The following is a 21,078-nucleotide window of genomic DNA, read 5'->3' as shown; positions in this document are numbered from 1 at the left end:
CATGCTGATGGAGTACTATCTAAAGGAATACGCCGGACTTTTTGCAAACACAGACAGGAATGTCTGGAATTACGAAGACGGTTGTGTGTTGATCGGTTTAAATGCTCTTTATGAGTCAACCGGAGACGAGACCTACTTTGATTGCATCAAGACATTTATGGATCGGTATATCGAAGAGGACGGACACATCCGCCTTTACCGGATGGAAGATTATAATGTGGATTTTATACCGGCAGGGCGCGTACTATACCTGTTGCACGAAAAGACAGGAAAGGAAAAGTATCTCATAGCAATCGAAACTCTGATGGAACAGATCCGTCGACAACCGCGCACTCAACACGGAAGCTTTTGGCATAAAGCAATCTATCCAAATCAAGTCTGGTTAGACGGGCTGTACATGGCGTTGCCGTACTATGCGATGTATCAGTTGCGCTTCAGCAACGGCAGTCTTGACGATATTGTTATGCAGTTTGAAAATGCAAGGAAATATCTTTACGATGAAAAACAGAAGTTGTACTATCATGCATTCTGTGCTACAAAGGATATTTTTTGGGCAAATCCAAAAACGGGCTGTTCCGCGAATTTCTGGACACGCGCAATTGGCTGGCATCTTATGGCCTTTGCGGATATCTATGCGATGATGCCCAATGGGAAACTGAAAGAACGCATGGGTGAGTTGTATATGGAGTGCGCTTCCGGTGTCATTAAAAGACGGGATGATAAAAGCGGTATGTTTATGCAGCTCACTGCTCTTCCGGACACGAAGGGCAACTATCCTGAAACCAGCGGAACACTGATGATCGCTTACAGCCTGATGAAAGGAACAAGGTTCGGTCTTCTGCCTGCGGAGTTTGGCAGAACGGGAGCCGAAGTTTTAATGAGTGTGGAAAAGAATGAATTTCGACTGGCAGGGGACGAGTTGCATCTTGGAGGAATCTGTAAAGGCGCCGGCCTTGGTCCGGACGGCAATTTCCGACGCGACGGCTCGGCGGAGTACTACATTTCTGAGGATGTCGTTGAGGATGAGCAAAAGGGTGTCGGCGTCTGTATGATGGCCTATGCCGAATGGCTGTGCTATTCGAATAAAGTGCGGCACGGTGGTCCGAGAGTCGGTATCTTTATGAAAGCCTATGACCCGATCATGCCGGATGAAATCGCAAGGTTGGCAATAGAGGGCAAACGGCCTGGCCGCTTGTGAACTGTAAAATAAATTTGTATGCAATGCTGCGCCCGTGCATGGATATGCATTTATCATCAAAAGGAAGTGAACTATGAGTAGTCAGCAAAGTACCGTTTATTATGACAGCTTAAAGGGTATGCTGCTCAAATATGATAAGTATTCGCGGAAAAGCCGCTTTTTGGGAAAAGGGCTGGAGGACTTTCAAAAATGGAAAATTAACAGCAAAAATATCCTGTGTAATCTTTTGGGATTATCTTTGATGGATAGAACAGAATTAAATCCTCAAATGCTGGAATCCGGTCCTTATACGGACGGGATATCTTTTGAAAAAATTCTGCTAGAGACGGAACCAGATATCTACATGCCTGTTTTGATTCTGATACCGAAAACAACGCCAAAAGGAGTTTTTTTGGCAATGTCGGGACATAGGGGCGTCGGAAAAGAATCGGTTGCGGGGCATCACGTCAATTCTACAGTTGACGGTGCGATTGAGTTTTATAATTATGATTACGGGTATCAGCTGGCAAAACTGGGCTATGTAGTTGCATGCCCTGAAACACGGGGTTTCGGAGAACGAAGAGATGCGGCGGCTCAGGGCAATACGCCTGAAAAATTGCTTTCCTGTTCTTGTTTTCAATTAGCTCACATGGCGGAGGGTATGGGCGAGACTGTAGTGGGAATGCAGGTTTGGGACAATATGCGGCTTATTGATTATCTGGAACGGCGAGCAGAATGGAGTCTTGATAACCTAGGGAGCATCGGCTTTTCCGGCGGCGGTATGCAAACGTTATGGCTTTCCGCCATGGATGTGCGCGTAAAGCAGGTTTACATAAGCGGGTATTTTTACGGGGCACGTGACTCGTTTATGCTCTTGAACGGCAATTGCAGCTGCAATTATGTGCCGGGATTGTGGCGGCACTTCGACCTCGGCGATATTGCTTCGATTATTGCGCCAAAGCCTATGGTAATCCAGACGTGTTCTGAGGATGCCCTTAACGGCCCGCGCGGATTGAAAAATGTAGAAGAGCAATTGCAGATTTTACGCAAAGCCTACTCATTTTATAATGCTGAAGACCGCTTGATACACGAAATTTTCCCCGGACAGCATCATATGCATACGGATAATCTTGAAAAGCTGACAAATCAATTTGACTCAATTCTAAGAAAGATGTAGGCTAAGTTGAAAATCATTTATCTTCATTATTCCCTCCGGTTTTTTACAAAAATATTTTTATGTGATAAAATGCTTTAATTTATGAAGTATGAAATTCCGTTGTTAGAAAAGATTGTTTCCGCCGTTTCTGGGAACAAGGCAAAAAATGATCCCGACCTGACTTTTGCAAAAAAATCGTTAAAAGGAATTTGTTCTGCGATCGATAAATTCGCACAAAAGGCGGACGGCCGTCTGGCTGAAAAATTTCCTGAACTGTCTTTAAGAATAAAAGACTTAAACCGAAAAATGCATATGCTTGAACCGGACTTGTCTACCGCTGCCGGAAAAGCTGAACAGGCGATCGCTCAGAAAATAACTTGCGCCAGCTCTTCGTGCGAAGTTGTGCTTACAGGCGGCGGCGCCGAAGAGTTGGAAAAACAGCTTACGGAACTTGAAAGACTTGTTCACACAAGATCACGCGGATCTTTGCCGTCCACTGACAAAACAGACAGCTAGACAGCGGCGCTTTTTGAGCCGTAACTGTCATAATGCCGCGCAGCCTTCCGTCGGGGCGCGGTAAGTTTTGACATAAGGTTAGCCGGATACGCACTTTTCTGAGGCGTGCGACGCCGAACATGCGCGGCGATGTGCGGCGGAAATGGCTTAGATAATCTTTCCGCTTTATTTACGGCTTGCTTTTGGATCGGGCGTTTTTCTTCTTCTGACATCGTGTTTTTCTTCCCAAAGTCTCAGCTTATTAAGGCAAACATAAAACGCGGGAACAAGAAAAAAATCAGCAAAAAGCCATGCCGCAGGAGAAGCGAAGCAGGCGCCCGCGAATCCGAAAATCGGAACAAAAACAATGCCTATGAAAGAACGTGCGAACATTTCAAGAACGCCTGCATAAATCGCAAATTTGCTGAAACCCATTCCTTGAATCGTAAATCTGATTACATTGACCATTGTAAGTAAAATATAAGATGCGCTGTTAACTATCAAAAAAAGCTGTGACTGCTCAAGTATGCTTGCCTTCGCTTTATTTAAAAATAACATAGTGAGCTCTTTACCGAAAAAGAGCATGACAAGGAAAGCCAGCACGGAATATGCAAAGCCCAGAGCGTTGCTCGAATACATTCCAGTCTTGAGCCTGTCAAGTTTTCCGGCGCCCGTGTTTTGCCCGGCATAAGTCGCCATAGTAGTTCCCAGTGCGTCAAACGGAGTACAAAAAAACGCTCCTATCCTGCTGCCTGCCGTGATCGCCGCCACCGCTCCCGAACCGAGAGTGTTTACAGCCGCCTGCAGAACTACCGTTCCGACTGCCGTAATGGAATATTGCAGCCCCATCGGAACGCCCGTTCCGCACAGAGTGGTAAAATGATGCGTCCGGATGCGCCTGTCGTCCTTTGTCATGTTCAATATCTTAAATTTCTTTTTCATGTAAAACAGGCACGCAACGCCTGCCGCCGCTTGTGAAATAACGGTTGCAAGAGAAGCTCCTTCCACATCGGTGTGAAGAAAACAGATAAAAAACAGATCCAATCCTATATTTATTGCGGATGAAAAAAGCAAAAAATAAACAGGCGTTTTGCTGTCGCCCATTGCGCGTATTATGCCGGAAACTATATTGTATAAAAAAACGAAGGGAATTCCGTAAAATATTATGAGGATATAGTTTGCGGCCCGATCGAGTATATTGTGAGGTGTAAGCATTAAAATCAAAAGCGGGCGGCAAAATATGACGGTTACGGCGGTCATAAAAAAAGAAAAAATCACGGAAAGATATCCTGCGTTGGCGACAAACTGGCGCATGGTTCTGTAGTCCTTCGCGCCGAATTTTTGCGCTATGGGAATCGAAAGGCCGCTGCACAGTCCCGTGACAAATCCTATTATCAAAAAATTTACGGAACCCGTAGAACCTACAGCCGCAAGAGCGTCTATACCGAGGAATTTTCCTACTATAACGGTGTCCACAAGGTTATAGAATTGCTGAAACAGATAACCCAAAAGCGCGGGGATCGAAAACCCCAGAATGAGAGACAGAGGCGATCCCCGAGTTAAATCCTTCGTCATGCAGAAAATTATAGCTTGTTTTAGCAAAAATCGCGAGTGGTCGCATTGCCTCACGTAAAATCTAACCGAAAAAAAAGCGGTGAATCACGTAAAAATCTAACCCAAATCTGAGTCACAATAGAAGCCCGAAGGAAGGGCAAAATGGGGTTAGACATGAAAACGAAACAGAAATTAACCGAAGAAACGGCAAAACGCTACTGTACGGCAAGCAAAAAGCACAAGACGAAAATCATCGATGAGTTCATTGCAACCACCGGCTACAACCGAAAGTATGCCATCCACATTTTGAAAAACACGGCGTACATAAAAATAACACACTTTAACAACGTTGAAAAAAAGAGCGTGCAGGTCATTACGAAAGTACGCAAAAAGCGGCGCTATGAAAAATACTACTGTCAAAACGTACAACAGGAAGTTATTCGCCTGTGGATTTTATCGATGTATCTGTGTGCAAAACGCCTTGTTCCGTTCATCCGCGACAACATCGACTACTTTGCTCAAAAGGCAGGCTATGATGAACAACTCAAGCTTAAACTAAGCGCCATATCAAGCGCAACGGTCGCAAGGATTCTCAAGCCGGAAATCCCAAAACATTCAATCTGCGGTATTTCAACCACACGTCCTGCAAAAAATCTGAATAAGCTTATTCCCATACGCACCTATTTCAATTGGGACGAGAAAAAACCGGGTTTTTTTGAAGCCGACACGGTCGCTCATTGTGGTATGAGGAGCGAAGGTCAGTATGTTTGTACGCTCACACTCACCGACGTGCATTCAGGATGGACGGAAAACAGGGCTCTGTTGAACAAAGCCCAACGCTGGACAAAAGAAGCGGTCGCTGATGTAAAAGAAAAATTACCGTTTAAGATGAAAGGCATCGACAGTGATAACGGAGGTGAGTTCAAAAATACTCAGCTGTTGCAATGGTGCCAAGAGCATAAGGTTGTATTTACCAGAGGTAGAGAATACAAAAAGAATGACAATTGCTTTGTCGAGCAGAAAAATGACAGTGTGGTACGAAGAATTGTCGGCTATTACCGCTTTGAAGGAGAAGAAACTCGAGAAGTCATGGCAGAGCTGTATGAATACTATAACAAGCTCGTCAACTTTTTTTCCCCTCGATGAAGATTATCGCTAAGGCACGAATAGACGCAAAGGTTATAAAAAAATATGATACTGCTAAGACTCCTTACCGAAGGCTTATGGAAAGCAAGGAACTGAGCCCTGCTGAAAAAGAGGAACTGAGACGGAGAATGGTCAACTTGGATTTGCAACTGTTGCTTGAGAAAACACAACAGCTCCAAAGTACGCTTATCTCTATGGCTGTCCCTTGGTCAAAATAGCTACGGTTAGATTTTTACTTGAGGAACCTAAATCCTTTGGGTTAGATTTTTATTTGAGGAAATACGGTGGTCGGCCGCATTGTCTTACTTGTCGTGTACTGCAGTTTTTATTTGCTTTTTTTTGCGTTTTACCGTATATTGATTGTATACAATTTAATTTTGGAGGATTGGATTATGGCAATGGAAATAACACAGCAAAATTTTAAAAGCGAGGTAAGTGAATCTTCGGTTCCGGTTATGATCGACTTTTGGGCTTCATGGTGCGGGCCCTGCAGAATGATGGGGCCGATCGTAGATGAAGTTGCCGAAGAACTTAAAGGAAAGGTAAAAGTGGGAAAAGTCAACGTCGACGAGCAAAGCGGCCTTGCCCAGGAATACGGAATTTCAAGCATTCCCACATTTTTGGTTTTTAAAGGCGGAAAAAAGGTTGCCGAAATCGTCGGAGGCCGCAGCAAAGACGATCTTAAGAAATTTGCCTTGGACAATGCTTAACACCCTTTTTTCAGCCTTAGTATGAGCAAGCGGTGCGTAAAATGTTTCCGTCCTTTGGGAAATTGCTTTTGCAAATACATATTCCCCTTTGATCCCGGAATAAAATTCGTATTTTTAATGCATCCCAAAGAAGCAAAACACCAAAGAACGGGCACCGGCCGCCTGTCTCATCTTACCCTAATAAATTCCGAAATTCTCGTAGGCCTTGATTTTACAAAAAACGAAAGGCTGTCCGAGCTTCTTTGCGACAAGAAATTTTTTCCGCTGCTCTTGTATCCGGGGAAAGACGCTTGGTCTTCACAAAAAGAAGGTTTTGTAAAGACCGTAGACAAAAAGAAACTCTTAGTCCTTGTGATAGACGCGACGTGGTTTTGTTCGCGTAAAATAATCGAGCACAGTCCAAATCTTATGAAAATTCCGCGCATCTCTTTTTCAGGTTGCTACCGGTCGATTTTTACATTTAAAAGAGAGCCCCGCCCGGAATATATTTCTACAATAGAATCCTGCTATTATTTGATAAAAGAATTGCAGCCCTTAGAACTTGCCGCCCGCGACGCCGATCCGGAGCCTCTCATAGGTGTTTTTAAGCGGATGATAAACTTTCAGATTGAATCCGAAAACGCCCGCATAGAAGGGAAACTTCCGAGCACGCACGCCTATGATTGGAAGTATAAGAGAAAAAGAGATGTTCTTTTATAACGCAATCAAGAACTTCGCCGCAGATTCGCAGCGAAGATAAAAGCGGCGGTGTATTAAACCTTTTGCACGAGCGCAAGGCAGTTATTCGTTAAGGACTGGAAGTACTCCCTTTGGAGAAAATTCCCCCGCGAGGGCGCCGAAAAGAGCTGCCGAAGTATATTCCGAATAACTGTAACCCATCAGAATTGCGTCCGCCCACGTCAGGCTGAAGGCATTTTCAGGCGACATAATTGAAAGAATTATTATTTTTTTACCCGACTCTTTTAGACTTTTAAGACGCTCGGCGATCTGCCTTGTCCGCCCGTTATGGACGCAAAAAATAACGGTGTCAAAAGCTGCCGCCGTGTAAAGAATATTGTCTATCATCCATTGCGTTTCGTTCGGCCCTATTTCATAATTAAAACGGAATTCCGCAGCATCGGGAAAACGCTTTTTTCCTTCCGCAAAATAAGACGGAAAAGCGCCCGCCAAAAGCACGCGGCCTGCGTCTTCTTGTTTTAACGGGAGCCCGTCGGCCTTATACGGCGTTATCGAGCGGCAGGCCTGCTCCAAAAAGAATTTTCGGCCGTCTTCATCCGGAATCCTTTTCGGAATGGCCGCCGTATCCGGATAAAGAGGAGCTGCGTTTTTGTTTTTAAAATAGTCGAGTTTGACTTTTATTACGCGCCTTGCAGCCTTTGTCACCGTTTCGCGGAACGCAAGATCGCTTTTCATCCTTGCCAGATTTGAAGTCCAAAGACCTTCGTTTAAATGAGCCGTCGTCGACGATATTATGATGTCGTTTCCCGCTTCTATTGCCATTCTGAATGCGTTTGAAACCGAACCTGCGTACATGGTGTCGCCGTTCATCATCATGTCGTCCGTAATTATAAGTCCTTCGTAGCCTAACTTTTCGCGCAGTATTTGCGTCAAAAAAGTTTTTGAAAGCGACGCCGGTTCCCCGTTGTTTGTTATCCTGGGGAATCCTAAATGGCCGGACATAACGGCGGGAATTTTTTCGGCGATAAGGTATTTGAAAGGAACAAGTTCCCTTTCAGACCATGTTTCAAAATCTATATCTATAGCCGGAAGGTGCAAGTGAGAATCCTCATCCGTCGCTCCGTGGCCCGGAAAATGTTTTGCGGTGGGAATAACGCCTGCGGCCATACTTCCGGCCGCAAAGGCCGCTCCCAGAACGCCCGAATTGTCCGGATCTTCGCCGAAAGAACGCGTACCTATGATCGTAGAATTATGCTTTGTGTATAGATCCACCGAGGGAGCGAAGTTCATGTTTATTCCGAGCGCATGAATTTCCCTGTTGATATAATATCCGCTGTACCATGCGTCGAACGGATATCCCGACGCCCCTATTGCGAGGTTGCCCGGAGTATTCGCCGTGGCGCCTTTTACGTGTCTTATCCAGCCGCCTTCCTGGTCGGTAGCGACGAACAAAGGAATTTTATACCGGCGTCCTTGAGCTTTTTTTTGTATTTCCGAAACCGACTTTGCCACAAGGTTTATGTCGTCCGTATTCCATCCGAAAATTTTTACGCTGCCGAGCCCTCTGTCCGACACCCATTGATTTAAAAGCTCCGACGGTTCGGCTCCCGCCCACCCGAACATAAAAATCTGCGCCAAAAGCTCCGAATCTTCCATGCGCCGTATGAGGGCTTCGGAAAGGATGTCGGAAGGATAATCGCTCCAAAATGTAATGTCGGGCGGTAGCCGGTCGGCAAGAGAAGCAATCTCCGTTTGATCTTTTCGATATGCGGCGCCGCCTGAACGGTTTTCGACAGGAAATTCGGCGCTTTCTGAAGAGGTTTCGGATCCGGGCGCGAAATTCGTTTGGGCTTCGGAATTTCTTGTCGACGTTTTTACGATCGCCCGCTTGGCTGTGAATAAAACCGCCGACAGACAAAACGCAAGAAGCGCAAAAAGGGCAAAGATTTTTTTCATTTTTAAATGCTTCCTTTTTCGGAAGTTTTAAGATCGTATATGTACTTTGCCGCTTCATGCGCCGCTGTGGCTCCGTCCGAAGCTGCAGTGATAAGCTGCCTGAAAGGTTTTGCGCGTACGTCGCCAGCTGCGTAAAGCCCCGGAACTATGGTTTCCATGCTCTCGTTTGTGATTAAATATCCGTTTTTATCCGCAGGCAAGGTAGAAACGATTTCCGTGCACGGCGATATTCCTATAAATATAAAAACGGCATCCGTCGGAAGTTCGGTTTTTTCTCCCGACTGCGTATCTTCCAAAAGCACGGATTCCACCCTGTCTTTGCCGCGGATTTCGAGAATGTTTGTATTATAGCGTATGGCTATGCCCGTCTTTACAACCTTATCCGCTACGGCTTTTTGCGCGCCGAGTTTTGCCCGCCTGTGTACGAGAGTGACGTCGCTTGATATTGTGGAAAGATATGCGGCTTCAGTGCAAGCGGAATCTCCGCCTCCCGCGACTATTATCTTTTTATCTTTGAAAAACGGTCCGTCGCACGTTGCGCAATAAGAAACTCCGCGCCCTACCAATTCGTTTTCACCCGGGATTCCCAAAGTATTGTGCGTAGCGCCGGTCGCAATAAGAAGCGCAAGAGATGAAAAGATCCCTTTTGAAGTTTTAACAAAAAAATTCCGTTTTATTTTATCGACGGAAATCACATTTACCTGTAAAATTTCTACGCCGAAGGCCTTTGTCTGTTTTATCATATTGACGGCAAAATCTGCGCCGTTTACCGGAGGGTATACGCCCGGATAGTTTTCAAGTTCCGCGATCTGCAAGGCCTGTCCCCCGCCGGTTGACGTGTCAAGTATGATAGTTCTCAGTCCCGCTCTGGCGCCATACTGTCCTGCCGAAAGCCCTGCGGCTCCCGCGCCGATTATGATGTAATCGAATTCCTGTGGATCCATAAAGACAGTATACCATTACGGACATGTTTACAAAAGATAGCGGAGTTTATCAATAAATAGATATTCGCAATAAAAATGCGTATTATATGTTTATGACTGAGCAGGATAAATTTTTCACAAGCGCTTGAAACGGTTTTAGAAGAATTATGCAGTTGAAAGATTCGATTTATCCTACAGAAAAACAGGGAGAATTTTATGGACTCATATCAAGATGAAAACGCGGCGGTAATCGACAGATGGATTACAGAAGGCTGGGAATGGGGAAAGCCCGTCGATCACGAAACTTACATGCAGGCAAAAAGCGGACAATGGTCGGTTTTACTGACACCGACAAAGCCCGTACCGCGCGAATGGTTAGGCGATTTAAAAGGCAAAAAGCTTTTAGGGCTCGCATCGGGAGGTGGTCAGCAAATGCCGATTTTTATCGCAGCCGAAGCCGAATGTACCGTGCTCGATTATTCTGAAAAACAGCTTGAATCGGAACGGGCTGTTGCAAATCACGAAGGTTATCGGATCAACATCGTACGCGCCGATATGTCAAAGCCGCTGCCCTTTGCTGATGCTTCGTTCGACATCATTTTTAATCCGGTGAGTAACTGTTATATCGAAAAAGTTGAACCGGTATTCTCGGAGTGTTTCCGCGTGCTTAAAAAAGGCGGCGTTTTGCTCTGCGGTCTGGATATCGGCATAAACTATATTGTCGATCAAAGCGAGGAACGGATTATCAACGCGCTTCCGTTCAATCCGCTCGTTTACGATGAACACCGCAAACAGCTTGAATCGTCGGGCGGCGGTTGGCAGTTTTCTCACACGATCGCCGAACAGATCGGCTCTCAGATTCGCGCGGGTTTTACGCTTACCGATATCTACGAAGACACAAACGGCGAAGGCCGCCTGCACGAACTGCACATTCCGTCATTCATTGCGACGCGCGCGGTAAAGTAACGGAAAATAATTTGTAATGGGAAAGGAATAATGTTTAATTGATAATTAAATGAAAGAGGATAAAAAATGGATACAATTCAACAGCTTAAACAAAATTCGCATCTTCCCGGTCCGAGAGCCAATTTGGAATTGCTGTACTCTTTTTCAAAAACGGCAACGGAAGATGAAATACATGAATGCCTAGCGCTTATCCGAAACGATACTGAAAATTCTCCCGACGAATTTGCCGGCATGTGCGGTATTGTTGCATACGCGCTGTATCATCAAAATGACAATAAAGCTGCAATCGATTTTATTGCCCGTTATGCGTCCCATAAAAGCTGGCGCATTCGGGAAGCGGTTGCGATTGCTGTGCAGGAACTGGCAAAAAAAGATATAACGGCAACTTTAAAAAATATCGTGAATTTGAAAAACGGAAACAGTTACGAAAAAAGAGCCGCTGTCGCAGGGCTGTGTGAACCGAAGCTGTTAAAAGATAAAACTGTCGCCGTTCAAGTGATACGTCTTTTAGATGAAATAACGGCAACGCTTGCTCACAGCGATAAGCTCACCGACGAAGAAGATGCGCTTAAAAAGGCGCTCGGATACGGCTGGAGCGTTGCAATTGTTCATGCGCCTACTGAAGGGAAAAAGGCTTTTGAAAAGCTGCTCCAAAAAAACAGTAAGCATATCAAATGGATTATGAAGGAAAACTTAAAAAAGAACCAGCTGATAAAAACGGATGCCGAATGGGTTAGAATGATTGAAAATCGATTGGTCTAGCTTGTAGACGCGCGATAATGAACCTTTGTTATCTGTCAAGTCAGGGACGGATAAAATTTGTGCGATAAGGAGTTTTATTTATGAGAAGGATCGACAGAGCTGTAACGGATAACAGGCAAATACAATCGATTATAGAGAAGTCAAAGGTTGTACATCTCGGGATGATCGACGATGGCCGGCCGTATGTGGTGCCGATGCAATACGGTTTTGTGTTTACCGGCGGACAGCTGACCTTATACCTGCACAGCGCAAAGGAAGGGCGGAAACTCGACGTTATCAAAAAAAATCCGCGCGTTTTTATCGAACTTGAAACAGATGTCGCGCTTGTTTCAGGCGGCGAAGTTCCGTGTAAATACAGTTCGGAATATGCGAGCGTTATGGGAGACGGCACGGCAGTTCTTGTTGACGACGTAAAAGAAAAGATTTTCGGCTTAAAGCTCATGATGAAAACGCAGACCGGCAGAGATTTCGAAATATCCGAACAGATGACAAAATCGGTTGCGGTCATACGCATAGACGTTCCGTGCGTAACGGCAAAAAGCAGAGCTAAGGATTAATTATGATGAATTCATTATTTTCCAAACAAATCCGAATGTGTTCCTGTATCAACGAGGGTGAGAGTCAAAATAGATTCCTGCTTTAAATAGACAAGCAACCAATTTGGTTGTATATGACATTCTCGGAACAACTTCATATTGCCAGTTAACTGATGGTCGTGAAAGTGTTCTTCAAGAGGTATATTATTTTTTAGTTTTTTCACAACGTCCTCAAGCAAGGAAATATCAAGCCCCCTTTTTATAGCAAGTTTATAGCTTTTTTTGAACTGGGTTGTTATTTTAACAAAATAACTCATGAATTCAATTCCTCAAAAAGTTCTTTTGTGTCAGAATACGCTTTTACAGATGAATCACCGCTTATTTGCAGTGCTTCAGTCATTGCATCTGCAAGTTGAGAGGAAGGATTTTTTTCCTCTTTTTCGTGCTTATACATCACATAACTGATTATATCCGAAATTTCATCAAGATATTCGACAGGAACGGAGCGGAGCTGCTCTAAAACTGCTTCATAATTCATAATTGTTTCCTCCTACAAAGTGCGCACAGGATGTGCGACTTACAAGTAGTGCTGACAGTTTTTTGCCGCAGCGAACAAAACATTCAACTCGCTATAATTATATATGAAACTTTATACTTTCGCTATCTTTTATGACGGAAAGAATTTGTTCGGTAATGTTTCTTGTATGGAGCCGATTTATGCAACAATAGGGCTCCTTAAAATTGCACGAGTGAGAAAATTTCAATTTTCGACTGAGTGCAATTAGTGTGCACTTTGCGCACAGTTAAAAATGAGTTTCCTGAAGGGAAACTCAAAGTTAAATTGAACGGCGCCATTCCTGACGTTCAATTTAAACCTTCTTAAAGCCGCGGAGGACTGCAAAATGGAAAAAAATAACGGCGGCCGTAAAAAAATTACGACCGCCGCGCGTATATAAAAACGGACGGAGTTTTAGCCTTGCCGTCCGGAAAAAAGAGGCGTCAATCGGAATTGAACCGATGCATAGAGGTTTTGCAGACCTGTCCCTTACCACTTGGGTATGACGCCGTTCTAAACCGAATATATTGTAAAGCCGGCCGTTTGTCAATCTTTTTATCATATAAAACTTTAAATAGAAATCGTTTGGTGATACAATCATTTTTTATAGAGGTGTTTTATGGAACATTACGGCTTATGGGGTATTATTCCTCCCGTGCTTACTATCCTGCTTGCCTTTGTAACAAAGGATGTCGTTGTTTCTTTGTTTTTAGGAATTTTATCGGGAGCTCTGATAATAGGCGGCGGTAATCCCTTTATCGCTCTTATGAAGCTCGCGGATCTTTTGGCCGGCTCCCTTGCCGACGGATGGAATATCCGTATTTTTTTATTCTGCGCGCTTTTGGGCGGGCTGGTCGGTATGCTTACAAAGACGGGCGCCGCCGGTTCTTTCGGGCGATGGGCTTCTTCCAGATTAAAAAACAGCCGCGGAAGTCAGTTTATGACCTTTGTCTTCGGAATCATTATCTTTATCGACGACTATTTTAATTCACTTTCTGTCGGTACTGTTATGCGTCCGATCACGGATAAGACGAAGATTCCCCGCGCAAAACTTGCGTACATTTTGGATTCCACCGCAGCTCCCGTATGCATAATCGCGCCTATTTCAAGCTGGGTGGTAACCGTAATGTCCATAGTGCGCGACGCCCAAGGATTTGAAAAACTCGGCATGACGGAATTTACATTTTTTATACGTTCCATACCGTACAATCTTTATGCGCTTACAACCCTTCTTATGGTTTTATGTCTTATCATCTTTAAGCGCGACTTCGGCCCCATGAAGGCTTCGGAAGAATTGGCAAAGACCGGCATTCTTTATAATGAAAAGAAATACGGCCCCGTGAGCGGGAACGTTCCCGAAGCATCTCAATCCAGAGCGAAACCTTTCGACATGCTTTTTCCGATCATCGTTTTGATTGTGAGCGCCGTGTCGTTTTTCCCCGTAACTACGTGGATCGGCGCCGTCGATGGTGAAAGTATAACTTCTTTCAGGCAGGCTGTAACAAGCATGTCTTTAAAAGAAGCGTTTAACAACACCGACTCGTCCGTAGCTTTGTGCTATTCGATTATCTTTACGATAGCGCTCACGTATATATACTATTTGCTTCGCAGGCTTATGTCGCTTCAGGAATCAGGGGAAGCTCTGAGAGACGGAATAAAGAGTATGGTGCCCGCCCTCGTGATTTTGACCATGGCGTGGTCGATCGGGACTATAATAAAATCGCCCCGGACGGACGGCGGACTGGGGCTCGGTATTTATCTTTCAACCGCAGTAAGGGAAGGCGGTTTTCCCATAGTGTTTTTACCGGGCATCTTATTTATATTGAGTGCTCTCATAGCTTTTTCTACGGGAACAAGCTGGGGAACGTTCGGCATTATGATTCCGCTTGCGATGCCTATCGTTACAGGCATTGCCGAAGGAAACGGACTTCCGCAAAGCGCCCTAGTTCAGGCTACGATGATCTCTATCGCGGCAGTATTGAGCGGCGCCGTATGGGGAGATCACGCTTCTCCAATTTCGGACACTACGATACTGTCTTCTACCGGCGCCGGATGCCCGCACCTTGAGCATGTGGCTACGCAATTGCCCTATGCGAGTTTTGTAGCGGTCTGCGTTCTGTTTGCCTTTTTTGTGGGCAGCATCTTTGAAAGCCTTCTCGTGTGCTGGATTGCGGATTTGGCCTTATTTATCACAGGGCTTATCGTTCTGCCGAGGGTAATGAAGTAACGTCAGGATACCGGCCTTGTATTTCGCTCGTAAAACACTCCGCCTGAAAAGCCCTGTATGGATTTGTCTTTTTCCGCATTTTCAAGGCGCTTTTCAGCCCAAACGCAATACTGCGGGTTTTGTTCGATCCCGCAGTAACGGCGGCCGAGTTTTTTTGCAGTGACGGAAGTTGTTCCTGAACCCAAAAACGGATCGAGCACCGTGTCGCCGAGCGAAGAGCTTGCCAATATCAGCTTTGCGATGAGTTTTTCAGGCTTTTGCGTAGGATGAGCCGTATTTTCCGGCATAGACCAATAAGGAATCGATATGTCGTCCCAAAAATTTCCGGGGCACGTGTTTCTGAAATTTCCTTGTTCCGTCTTTTCCCAATCCTTGGGCTGCCCGTCTTTTTTGTAAGGAGCTATTACTTTCCTTCGTATTTTTACATTTTCCAGATTAAAAGTGTATGCCGATTTGTCGATCGTGCAAAACCAAATATCTTCCATGGAATTTTTCCAGTTGCGCGCCGCACCCCGTCCCTTTTCTCTCTGCCATGAAATTCTATTTTTAATAAACAGCCTTTTTTCATCCTGAAAGGAAGTAAGAACTTCCGCGATCTGTACGCTGCTTTTCCAGTCGCAACAGACATAAAGCGATGCGTCGGGTTTTAAATGCGGCAACAAAAGATTAAGCCACGCCTCCGTATATTTTCGATACTTTTCGGCTTCCAGCTTTCCGAAAGTCGTTTCGCCGTAGTTTTTATACAGATTGTACGGAGGATCGATCACAGCAATGTCCGCAAAAGAAGACGGCAAGAGCGGCAAAACGGAAAAGGTATCGCCGCATAAGGTTTTATCTAAAATTTCATTTATTTTAAAAGGAATCGTATCGCCCGCATCGCTGAATTTTATACATCTGTCAAGATAGAATTTCCCCTCTTCAAGGTCTATATCTATGGTCTTATTTCTGTTGGATTTTTTTTGCACAGGTTGCATAATAAAAAATGCGCAGAATATCGGATTCTATTCGCTCATTACGGCTTTTGCCAACTGATCGGCGCAACTGGTATTCTTTTTGCCGCAGATGTTTCCGGCAAGTTTGTCGCGGATCTGTTCGGCCGTCATCCCTTCGACAAGTTTGGAAATGGCTTTAAGATTTCCGTTGCAGCCGCCTTCAAACGAAACGTCTGTTATACGGCCGTCGTCCGTTTTCGTAAAATGTATTACAGTCGCACAAGTTCCGCTGGTCTTAAAATCTACAGTTTTCATGTCTAAACAGTAGAACAAAACAATAAGGATTGTCAATATTATTTTTATATTGCACGCTATTTAATTGTGCTTGAAATTATCGCTTAAGATCTTTATAATGTGAATATGTCCGGAACTTCGGATGTTTTGAACCTTGATAATCAGTTGTGTTTTACGCTCTATGTCTGTTCGAAAGAGATAATACGTCTGTATAAACCTTTTTTGGACCCTTTAGGTCTTACGTATACTTCTTACATAACGATGATGGCGCTTTGGGAAAAAGATCATATCACGGTGAACGAATTGGGTCGCAGACTTTTTCTTGACTCGGGAACGCTTACGCCTCTTTTAAAAAAAATGGAAAAACAGGGACTTATAACGCGATCGCGCTCCGCTTCGGACGAACGGACGGTCGTCGTTTGCCTTACGGACAAGGGGCTCTCTCTTAAAGACGATTGCCGCAGCGTGCGTTCAAAACTTTTATGCTCTTCGGTTTTTAAAATCAAAGACGGACCGGAACTGTTGAAAGGACTTCACGTCTTGCTGGATTCTTTAAGCCGCCGTTGAGTTAAGCCGATCGCGTTTTCGCCGAAAGCGTAAAATTATCAGCTGATATTTTACTGAATTTTTTTCTTGTAAAATCCGTTTTATTGCCTTATCATTTTCTTTAAGCGGATTTTTTTGTTTTATCCGCAGAACCGAATTCTTTAACAAAAATTCTTTTTGTATGCTTTTGCTGCGCGCGTGCATTGTGCAGCGGGGGGAGAGGAGTATGAAAAAGATTGTCACAGTTCTGTTTTCGGCCGTATTGCTGTATATACCGTCCGCGCTTTTAGCGTCGGGCGTAAGCGAAACAAAAAGCGAAGCAAAAGAAGTTGTCATTGAATTTTGGACGCACGAAGACGTAAACCGCCAGAGGCTCGAAGACCGTTACATAAAAGAATTCATGCAGGCCAACCCTCATGTCACTGTAAACGTTAGCAGATTTGACTCTGAAAAAATGGCCGATATTATAAAATCCGCTCTAGATAATAATACCGGGCCTACGATGTTTAATCTTTCGATAAACGACGAGTATTCCCATATAATGAACGGCCGCATCGCCCATGTGAACTACAAGGCCGCCGGATATAAGGACGCAAAGGCTCTCATCGAATCTTACGCGCCCAACATGCTTGACCCTGTGACTATAGACAGGCATGTTTACGGTCTTCCGCTTGAACTTACGAATTGGGCGATTTTCGTGAACAAAAAAATGTTCGTAGAAGCGGGGCTGGATCCCGTAAACGACTTGCCTAAAACATGGGAAGATATGATGGAAGTTTCAAAAAAAATCGTCAAGCGGAAAGGAAATACTATTACCCATCGTGGCTACGATTTTCGCTACAAGTATCAGCTTGAAAATATCGTTCCCATGGTGGAACAGCTTGGCGGGCATCTCATAAGCGTAGACGAAAAAGAAGCTATCGTCGGCAAGGATGCGTGGGTAAACGTTCTCAGTTTTTTAAGAGAATGGGGCCCGTACGGGCAGAATTTAGGCTCTCCCGAATATACGGCCGCCCGCAGGCTGTTTAATAGCGCAAGCGGCGATGTGGCAATGTGTTCAAGCGGTTTGTATCAGGTTGCGCGCATAAAGGCTGAAAACGAGGCATTTTACAGCAGCAGCGACTGGATTGTTATTCCTTATCCTAAATTTAAAGACGCCGTAAAAGACGTTTCCGCATGTCATTACGGGCATTATTACGTGGTTAACTCGGCGGCTACAAAACAGCAAGAGGAAACCGCATGGGCTTTGATCGCCTATATGCTGAGCCACAGCGAAGAATATCTCAGGGAAGTAAACATCATACAGCCCACCCTTGCGCTGCTTAGCAGCGAAACTTACAAGAGCCTGCCGTATTCGGAAGTTTTTATCAAGGATATGGAAAGGGGACACATAGTCTATTATGCCGAAAACGCAGACAAAATACAGGACGCTCTTAAAACCGCCGTTAACGGCGTAATGCTTGAAGGCGTTTCGCCCGAAGCCGCTTACGAAAAACTGAAAGAAACCGTGCAGAAATTTATTTCCGGCTGACACGGACACTGATACGGTCGACAACGGCGGTTGCCGGGAAATTTCGCGCTTTGTGTGCGTGCAAGTCGCCTAGGCGCATTTCAGCTACATCTCAACTGCCTCATTGAAAATGTGAGTGTTTTTTGGTAATATGTTACATCTATTGCGATGCAGGGGTGCCATATGAAAAAACGGGCTATTATCAGCGTTTTCAAAAAAGAAGGAATACTTGAGCTTGCCTCTTTTTTGAATGAGGCCGGCTGGGAAATTCTTTCTACAGGGGGAACGGCCTCTTATCTGGCTCAAAATAAGATACCTGTAACTGACGTAAGTTCCGTTACAGGTTTTCCCGAATGTCTGGACGGGCGGGTAAAGACATTACACCCTTCTGTTCACGCAGGTATCCTTGCCCGGCGCGATAACGCCGCTCATATTGCAAAACTCGAAGAACTTTCCATAAAATTAATTGATCTTGTCTGCGTCAATCTTTATCCGTTTTTTGAAAAAGTGCAGGAGGATCTCTCGTTTAACGATACGGTTGAATTTATCGATATAGGCGGTCCCACTATGCTGCGCGCCGCCGCAAAAAACTATCAGGATGTTCTGGTTTTGACCGATCCTGCGGATTATGCCAAGGCTATAAAAGGAATAAAAAACGACGATCTTTCCATCGAATTCCGGCGAAGGATGGCGGGAAAGGTGTTTAACCTTACGGCGGCGTACGACGCAGCGATTTCCCGCTTTATGCTCGGCGAAACGGGAGAAGACGAATATCCGGAATACTATGCGCTTTCTCTAAAAAAACAGCAGATGCTGCGTTACGGCGAAAACAGTCATCAAAGCGCATGCTTATACGTTTCTGCAGACCGTAAGGGCGCCTTCGGCGGAATGAAGCAGCTTCAGGGCAAAGAGCTTTCTTATAACAACATCCGTGATCTGGACGTCGCTTGGAAGGGAGTCTGCGCTTATTCGAAGTTCGTTAAAAACGCGCTTCCCGTAAAGGGCAAAGACAGAGACGGCAATGAGGTTACCGCTAATTTTGCTTCCGTTTCAGGCAGCGTTTTTACGATCGCATTAAAGCACAACACGCCCTGCGGCGCCGCCTTAGGAAAAAACGTCTTGGATTCGTACAAAAAAACATACAACTGCGATTCCGTTTCAATTTTCGGCGGAATTTTAGGATGCAGCGCCGTTATCGATGAAAACGCTGCTCTTGAGATGAAAAAATGCTTTCTTGAAGTTATCGTGGCGCCCGGCTTTACCGACGGCGCTCTTAAAGTATTCGAAGAAAAAAAGAATCTTCGTCTTATCGTCGCCGAAATTCCGGCGGATGAAAAACACAGCTATCTTTCTGTCGACGGCGGAGCTTTGATTCAGAGTTCCGACGACACGCTTTTTGAAAAGTGGGACATAGTGACAAAGGCTAAGCCCACGGCGGCTCAAGTAAACGAGATGGCATTCGGAATGACAATCGCCATGTTCGCAAAATCAAACGCCATTTTGGTCATTAAAGACCAAATGGCTATAGGCATAGGCTGCGGACAGACGAACAGGATCTGGGCTGCGGAACAGGCTTTGGAACGGGCGCAAAAAGTCGTCCAATCCGGTGCGACTTCGGACAACAAAAATGCGGAAGTGCTCATAAGCGATGCGTTCTTTCCGTTCGACGATACCGTGCGCGTTGCGGCAAAGTACGGCATAAAGGCCATAGTTCAGCCCGGCGGTTCTATCCGCGACGAAGATTCCATAAAGGCTTGCGACGAACTGGGTATAGCGATGGTATTTACAGGAACACGGCATTTCAAACACTAGATCCTGAAACTGATATTACCGAGGAAGTATGCTTTATCACATAGGCTCTTTTTTACAGCAGTATTTCGGTCCCGCAAGACTTTTGCAGTCGTACACGGTTCTTATTGCCATCGCTTTATACGTAGGTTTCTTATCCATAAAGTTTTTTTTGCCTAAATTTTACGGAATTTTACCGGCCGATCGCGGCCGAGAATTTACGCTGGCGGCGGAAGCTTCCAAGGGGAAACCTACCGGAGCGGGCAGCGTTTTTATAACGTTTTTTATCATTTTGACGCTTATTACGGCTCCCGTAACAAAGCTCCAGCTTTGCATATTGGTTCTTACTTTTGTAACCATGCTTACAGGCTTTTTTGACGACGCCAGCATAAAAAGCTGGGGAGAATACAAAAAGGGGCTTCTTGACCTGATCATAAGTCTTTCAGCCGCCTTTGTTTTATATTTTTTTACCGCAGAAAGCAGCGTCGACGGAATTCATTTTTGGCTTCCTTTTATAACAAATCCCGTGCGTATTCCCGGAGCGCTGTACATAGCGATAACAACCCTCATGCTGTGGGTTTCCATAAACACTACCAACTGCACCGACGGAGTCGACGGACTTTCTTCGACGCTAGTCCTCATCGCACTGATAACGCTTAGCTGTGTTTTTTATTTTGTGTTGGGACACAAGGTAATAGCTACATATCTTCTGGTTCCTCACCTGGCTGCGGGCGCCAACTGGGCCGTGATGACATTTTGTCTGTCGGGAGTTTTAATGGGATATCTGTGGCACAACGCTTATCCCAGTAAGGTGTTGATGGGCGACGCGGGAAGCCGTGCGCTGGGATTTTATATAGGCGTGTGCGTTATGGTTACGGGGAACCCTTTTTTAATTTTAGCTACGTCTTCAATGATCTTTGTGAACGGCGGCATGGGGCTTGTAAAGGTGGCTCTCATACGTTTTTGTCACATACACGTGCTGAACAGCATACGGTTTCCGCTGCACGATCACATGCGGAAAAACAGAGGATGGTCTCCTACGCAGGTTTTAGTAAAATTTATGATCATGCAGCTTTTGATTACAGTTGCGCTCATAGGCGTCTTCTTAAAAGTCCGCTGAAAAGCAAAACGCGCACATCACTAGCCGGCCGCACAGGTCGCAGTAT

The 21,078-nt window shown here is 45.1% G+C and carries 22 protein-coding genes and 1 tRNA gene; 15 read left to right on the top strand and 8 right to left on the bottom strand.

All coding sequences use genetic code 11. From position 1 onward, the window contains the following. The first annotated feature begins 1 nt into the window (after position 1). The 3 genes from HRQ91_RS00590 to HRQ91_RS00580 all read left to right on the top strand — a co-directional run bounded on the left by HRQ91_RS00590 (position 2) and on the right by HRQ91_RS00580 (position 2,849). Positions 2-1,198 carry a glycoside hydrolase family 88/105 protein gene (locus HRQ91_RS00590; RefSeq protein ID WP_210117423.1) on the top strand — a complete coding sequence of 399 codons (1,197 nt, stop codon included), beginning with the start codon at positions 2-4 and terminating at the stop codon, positions 1,196-1,198. Positions 1,199-1,271: 73 nt separating this feature from the next. Then, the gene (locus HRQ91_RS00585) at positions 1,272-2,354 is read left to right on the top strand and encodes a dienelactone hydrolase family protein (RefSeq protein ID WP_210119803.1); all 1,083 of its coding nucleotides are present in this window, start codon (positions 1,272-1,274) and stop codon (positions 2,352-2,354) included. A gap of 81 nt (positions 2,355-2,435) precedes the next feature. Next, positions 2,436-2,849, top strand: a complete 414-nt coding sequence (locus HRQ91_RS00580; RefSeq protein ID WP_210119802.1) for a hypothetical protein — start codon at positions 2,436-2,438, stop codon at positions 2,847-2,849. A 165-nt stretch (positions 2,850-3,014) separates the two neighbouring features. On the opposite strand, the gene HRQ91_RS00575 is transcribed toward HRQ91_RS00580, so the two are convergent. Further along, positions 3,015-4,403, bottom strand: coding sequence for an MATE family efflux transporter (locus HRQ91_RS00575; RefSeq protein ID WP_210119801.1), 1,389 nt, complete (start codon positions 4,401-4,403; stop codon positions 3,015-3,017). A 153-nt stretch (positions 4,404-4,556) separates the two neighbouring features. Here HRQ91_RS00575 and HRQ91_RS00570 point away from each other — a divergent pair, with 153 nt between their 5' ends. From HRQ91_RS00570 to HRQ91_RS00560, 4 genes are all read left to right on the top strand, one after another. Beyond that, positions 4,557-5,528: an integrase catalytic domain-containing protein gene (locus tag HRQ91_RS00570; RefSeq protein ID WP_246473243.1), complete on the top strand. Its 972-nt coding sequence runs from the start codon at positions 4,557-4,559 to the stop codon at positions 5,526-5,528. Next, complete coding sequence (locus tag HRQ91_RS11720) at positions 5,525-5,746, top strand: hypothetical protein (RefSeq protein WP_246473242.1); 222 nt, start codon at positions 5,525-5,527, stop codon at positions 5,744-5,746. Before HRQ91_RS00570 ends, HRQ91_RS11720 begins: the two co-directional genes overlap by 4 nt. Before the next feature lie 174 nt (positions 5,747-5,920). Next, positions 5,921-6,238 (top strand): thioredoxin, encoded by a 318-nt coding sequence (trxA, locus tag HRQ91_RS00565; RefSeq protein ID WP_210119800.1) that lies wholly within the window; start codon positions 5,921-5,923, stop codon positions 6,236-6,238. Positions 6,239-6,259: 21 nt separating this feature from the next. Further along, positions 6,260-6,937, top strand: a complete 678-nt coding sequence (locus tag HRQ91_RS00560) for a tRNA-uridine aminocarboxypropyltransferase (protein ID WP_210119799.1) — start codon at positions 6,260-6,262, stop codon at positions 6,935-6,937. 81 nt (positions 6,938-7,018) lie between these two features. On the opposite strand, the gene HRQ91_RS00555 is transcribed toward HRQ91_RS00560, so the two are convergent. Both HRQ91_RS00555 and HRQ91_RS00550 read right to left on the bottom strand, forming a co-directional pair. Then, positions 7,019-8,872 (bottom strand): glycoside hydrolase family 3 protein, encoded by a 1,854-nt coding sequence (locus HRQ91_RS00555; RefSeq protein ID WP_210119798.1) that lies wholly within the window; start codon positions 8,870-8,872, stop codon positions 7,019-7,021. A 2-nt stretch (positions 8,873-8,874) separates the two neighbouring features. Continuing rightward, complete coding sequence (locus HRQ91_RS00550; protein WP_210119797.1) at positions 8,875-9,816, bottom strand: NAD(P)/FAD-dependent oxidoreductase; 942 nt, start codon at positions 9,814-9,816, stop codon at positions 8,875-8,877. Between the two features lie 195 nt (positions 9,817-10,011). On the opposite strand from HRQ91_RS00550, the gene HRQ91_RS00545 reads away from it, so the two are divergent. From HRQ91_RS00545 to HRQ91_RS00535, 3 genes are all read left to right on the top strand, one after another. Then, complete coding sequence (locus HRQ91_RS00545; protein ID WP_210119796.1) at positions 10,012-10,761, top strand: class I SAM-dependent methyltransferase; 750 nt, start codon at positions 10,012-10,014, stop codon at positions 10,759-10,761. 66 nt (positions 10,762-10,827) lie between these two features. Then, complete coding sequence (locus HRQ91_RS00540) at positions 10,828-11,523, top strand: hypothetical protein (RefSeq protein WP_210119795.1); 696 nt, start codon at positions 10,828-10,830, stop codon at positions 11,521-11,523. Between the two features lie 80 nt (positions 11,524-11,603). Then, the gene (locus HRQ91_RS00535) at positions 11,604-12,080 is read left to right on the top strand and encodes a pyridoxamine 5'-phosphate oxidase family protein (protein ID WP_210119794.1); all 477 of its coding nucleotides are present in this window, start codon (positions 11,604-11,606) and stop codon (positions 12,078-12,080) included. Positions 12,081-12,094: 14 nt separating this feature from the next. Here HRQ91_RS00535 and HRQ91_RS00530 read toward each other — a convergent pair whose 3' ends face one another. From HRQ91_RS00530 to HRQ91_RS00520, 3 genes are all read right to left on the bottom strand, one after another. Next, a complete protein-coding gene (locus HRQ91_RS00530; RefSeq protein ID WP_210119793.1) occupies positions 12,095-12,376 on the bottom strand; it encodes a type II toxin-antitoxin system YafQ family toxin in 282 nt (93 codons plus the stop codon). Further along, entirely contained in the window at positions 12,373-12,597 is a 225-nt protein-coding gene (locus HRQ91_RS00525) for a hypothetical protein (protein ID WP_210119792.1), read from the bottom strand. The genes HRQ91_RS00530 and HRQ91_RS00525 overlap by 4 nt, the downstream gene beginning before the upstream one ends. A 456-nt stretch (positions 12,598-13,053) precedes the next feature. Further along, positions 13,054-13,125: transfer RNA gene (locus HRQ91_RS00520), tRNA-Cys, on the bottom strand. A gap of 109 nt (positions 13,126-13,234) precedes the next feature. On the opposite strand from HRQ91_RS00520, the gene HRQ91_RS00515 reads away from it, so the two are divergent. After that, positions 13,235-14,842, top strand: a complete 1,608-nt coding sequence (locus HRQ91_RS00515; protein WP_210119791.1) for a Na+/H+ antiporter NhaC family protein — start codon at positions 13,235-13,237, stop codon at positions 14,840-14,842. A gap of 2 nt (positions 14,843-14,844) precedes the next feature. Here HRQ91_RS00515 and HRQ91_RS00510 read toward each other — a convergent pair whose 3' ends face one another. Together HRQ91_RS00510 and HRQ91_RS00505 are read right to left on the bottom strand one after the other, a co-directional pair. Next, positions 14,845-15,807 carry a DNA-methyltransferase gene (locus HRQ91_RS00510; protein WP_420832842.1) on the bottom strand — a complete coding sequence of 321 codons (963 nt, stop codon included), beginning with the start codon at positions 15,805-15,807 and terminating at the stop codon, positions 14,845-14,847. 36 nt (positions 15,808-15,843) lie between these two features. Beyond that, positions 15,844-16,089, bottom strand: a complete 246-nt coding sequence (locus tag HRQ91_RS00505; protein WP_210119789.1) for a TIGR03905 family TSCPD domain-containing protein — start codon at positions 16,087-16,089, stop codon at positions 15,844-15,846. Positions 16,090-16,194: 105 nt separating this feature from the next. Between HRQ91_RS00505 and HRQ91_RS00500 the strand changes: the two genes are divergently transcribed. From HRQ91_RS00500 to HRQ91_RS00485, 4 genes are all read left to right on the top strand, one after another. Beyond that, complete coding sequence (locus HRQ91_RS00500) at positions 16,195-16,635, top strand: MarR family winged helix-turn-helix transcriptional regulator (protein WP_210119788.1); 441 nt, start codon at positions 16,195-16,197, stop codon at positions 16,633-16,635. A 205-nt stretch (positions 16,636-16,840) separates the two neighbouring features. Continuing rightward, positions 16,841-18,145, top strand: coding sequence for an ABC transporter substrate-binding protein (locus HRQ91_RS00495; RefSeq protein ID WP_210119787.1), 1,305 nt, complete (start codon positions 16,841-16,843; stop codon positions 18,143-18,145). A gap of 162 nt (positions 18,146-18,307) precedes the next feature. Then, entirely contained in the window at positions 18,308-19,936 is a 1,629-nt protein-coding gene (purH, locus tag HRQ91_RS00490) for a bifunctional phosphoribosylaminoimidazolecarboxamide formyltransferase/IMP cyclohydrolase (protein WP_210119786.1), read from the top strand. Between the two features lie 28 nt (positions 19,937-19,964). Next, entirely contained in the window at positions 19,965-21,032 is a 1,068-nt protein-coding gene (locus HRQ91_RS00485) for an MraY family glycosyltransferase (protein WP_210119785.1), read from the top strand. The last annotated feature ends 46 nt before the right edge of the window (positions 21,033-21,078 follow it).

The organism is Treponema parvum, from assembly GCF_017893965.1.
Classification (GTDB): domain Bacteria; phylum Spirochaetota; class Spirochaetia; order Treponematales; family Treponemataceae; genus Treponema_D; species Treponema_D parvum.
This window is presented reverse-complemented; position numbering and strand designations above follow the sequence as displayed.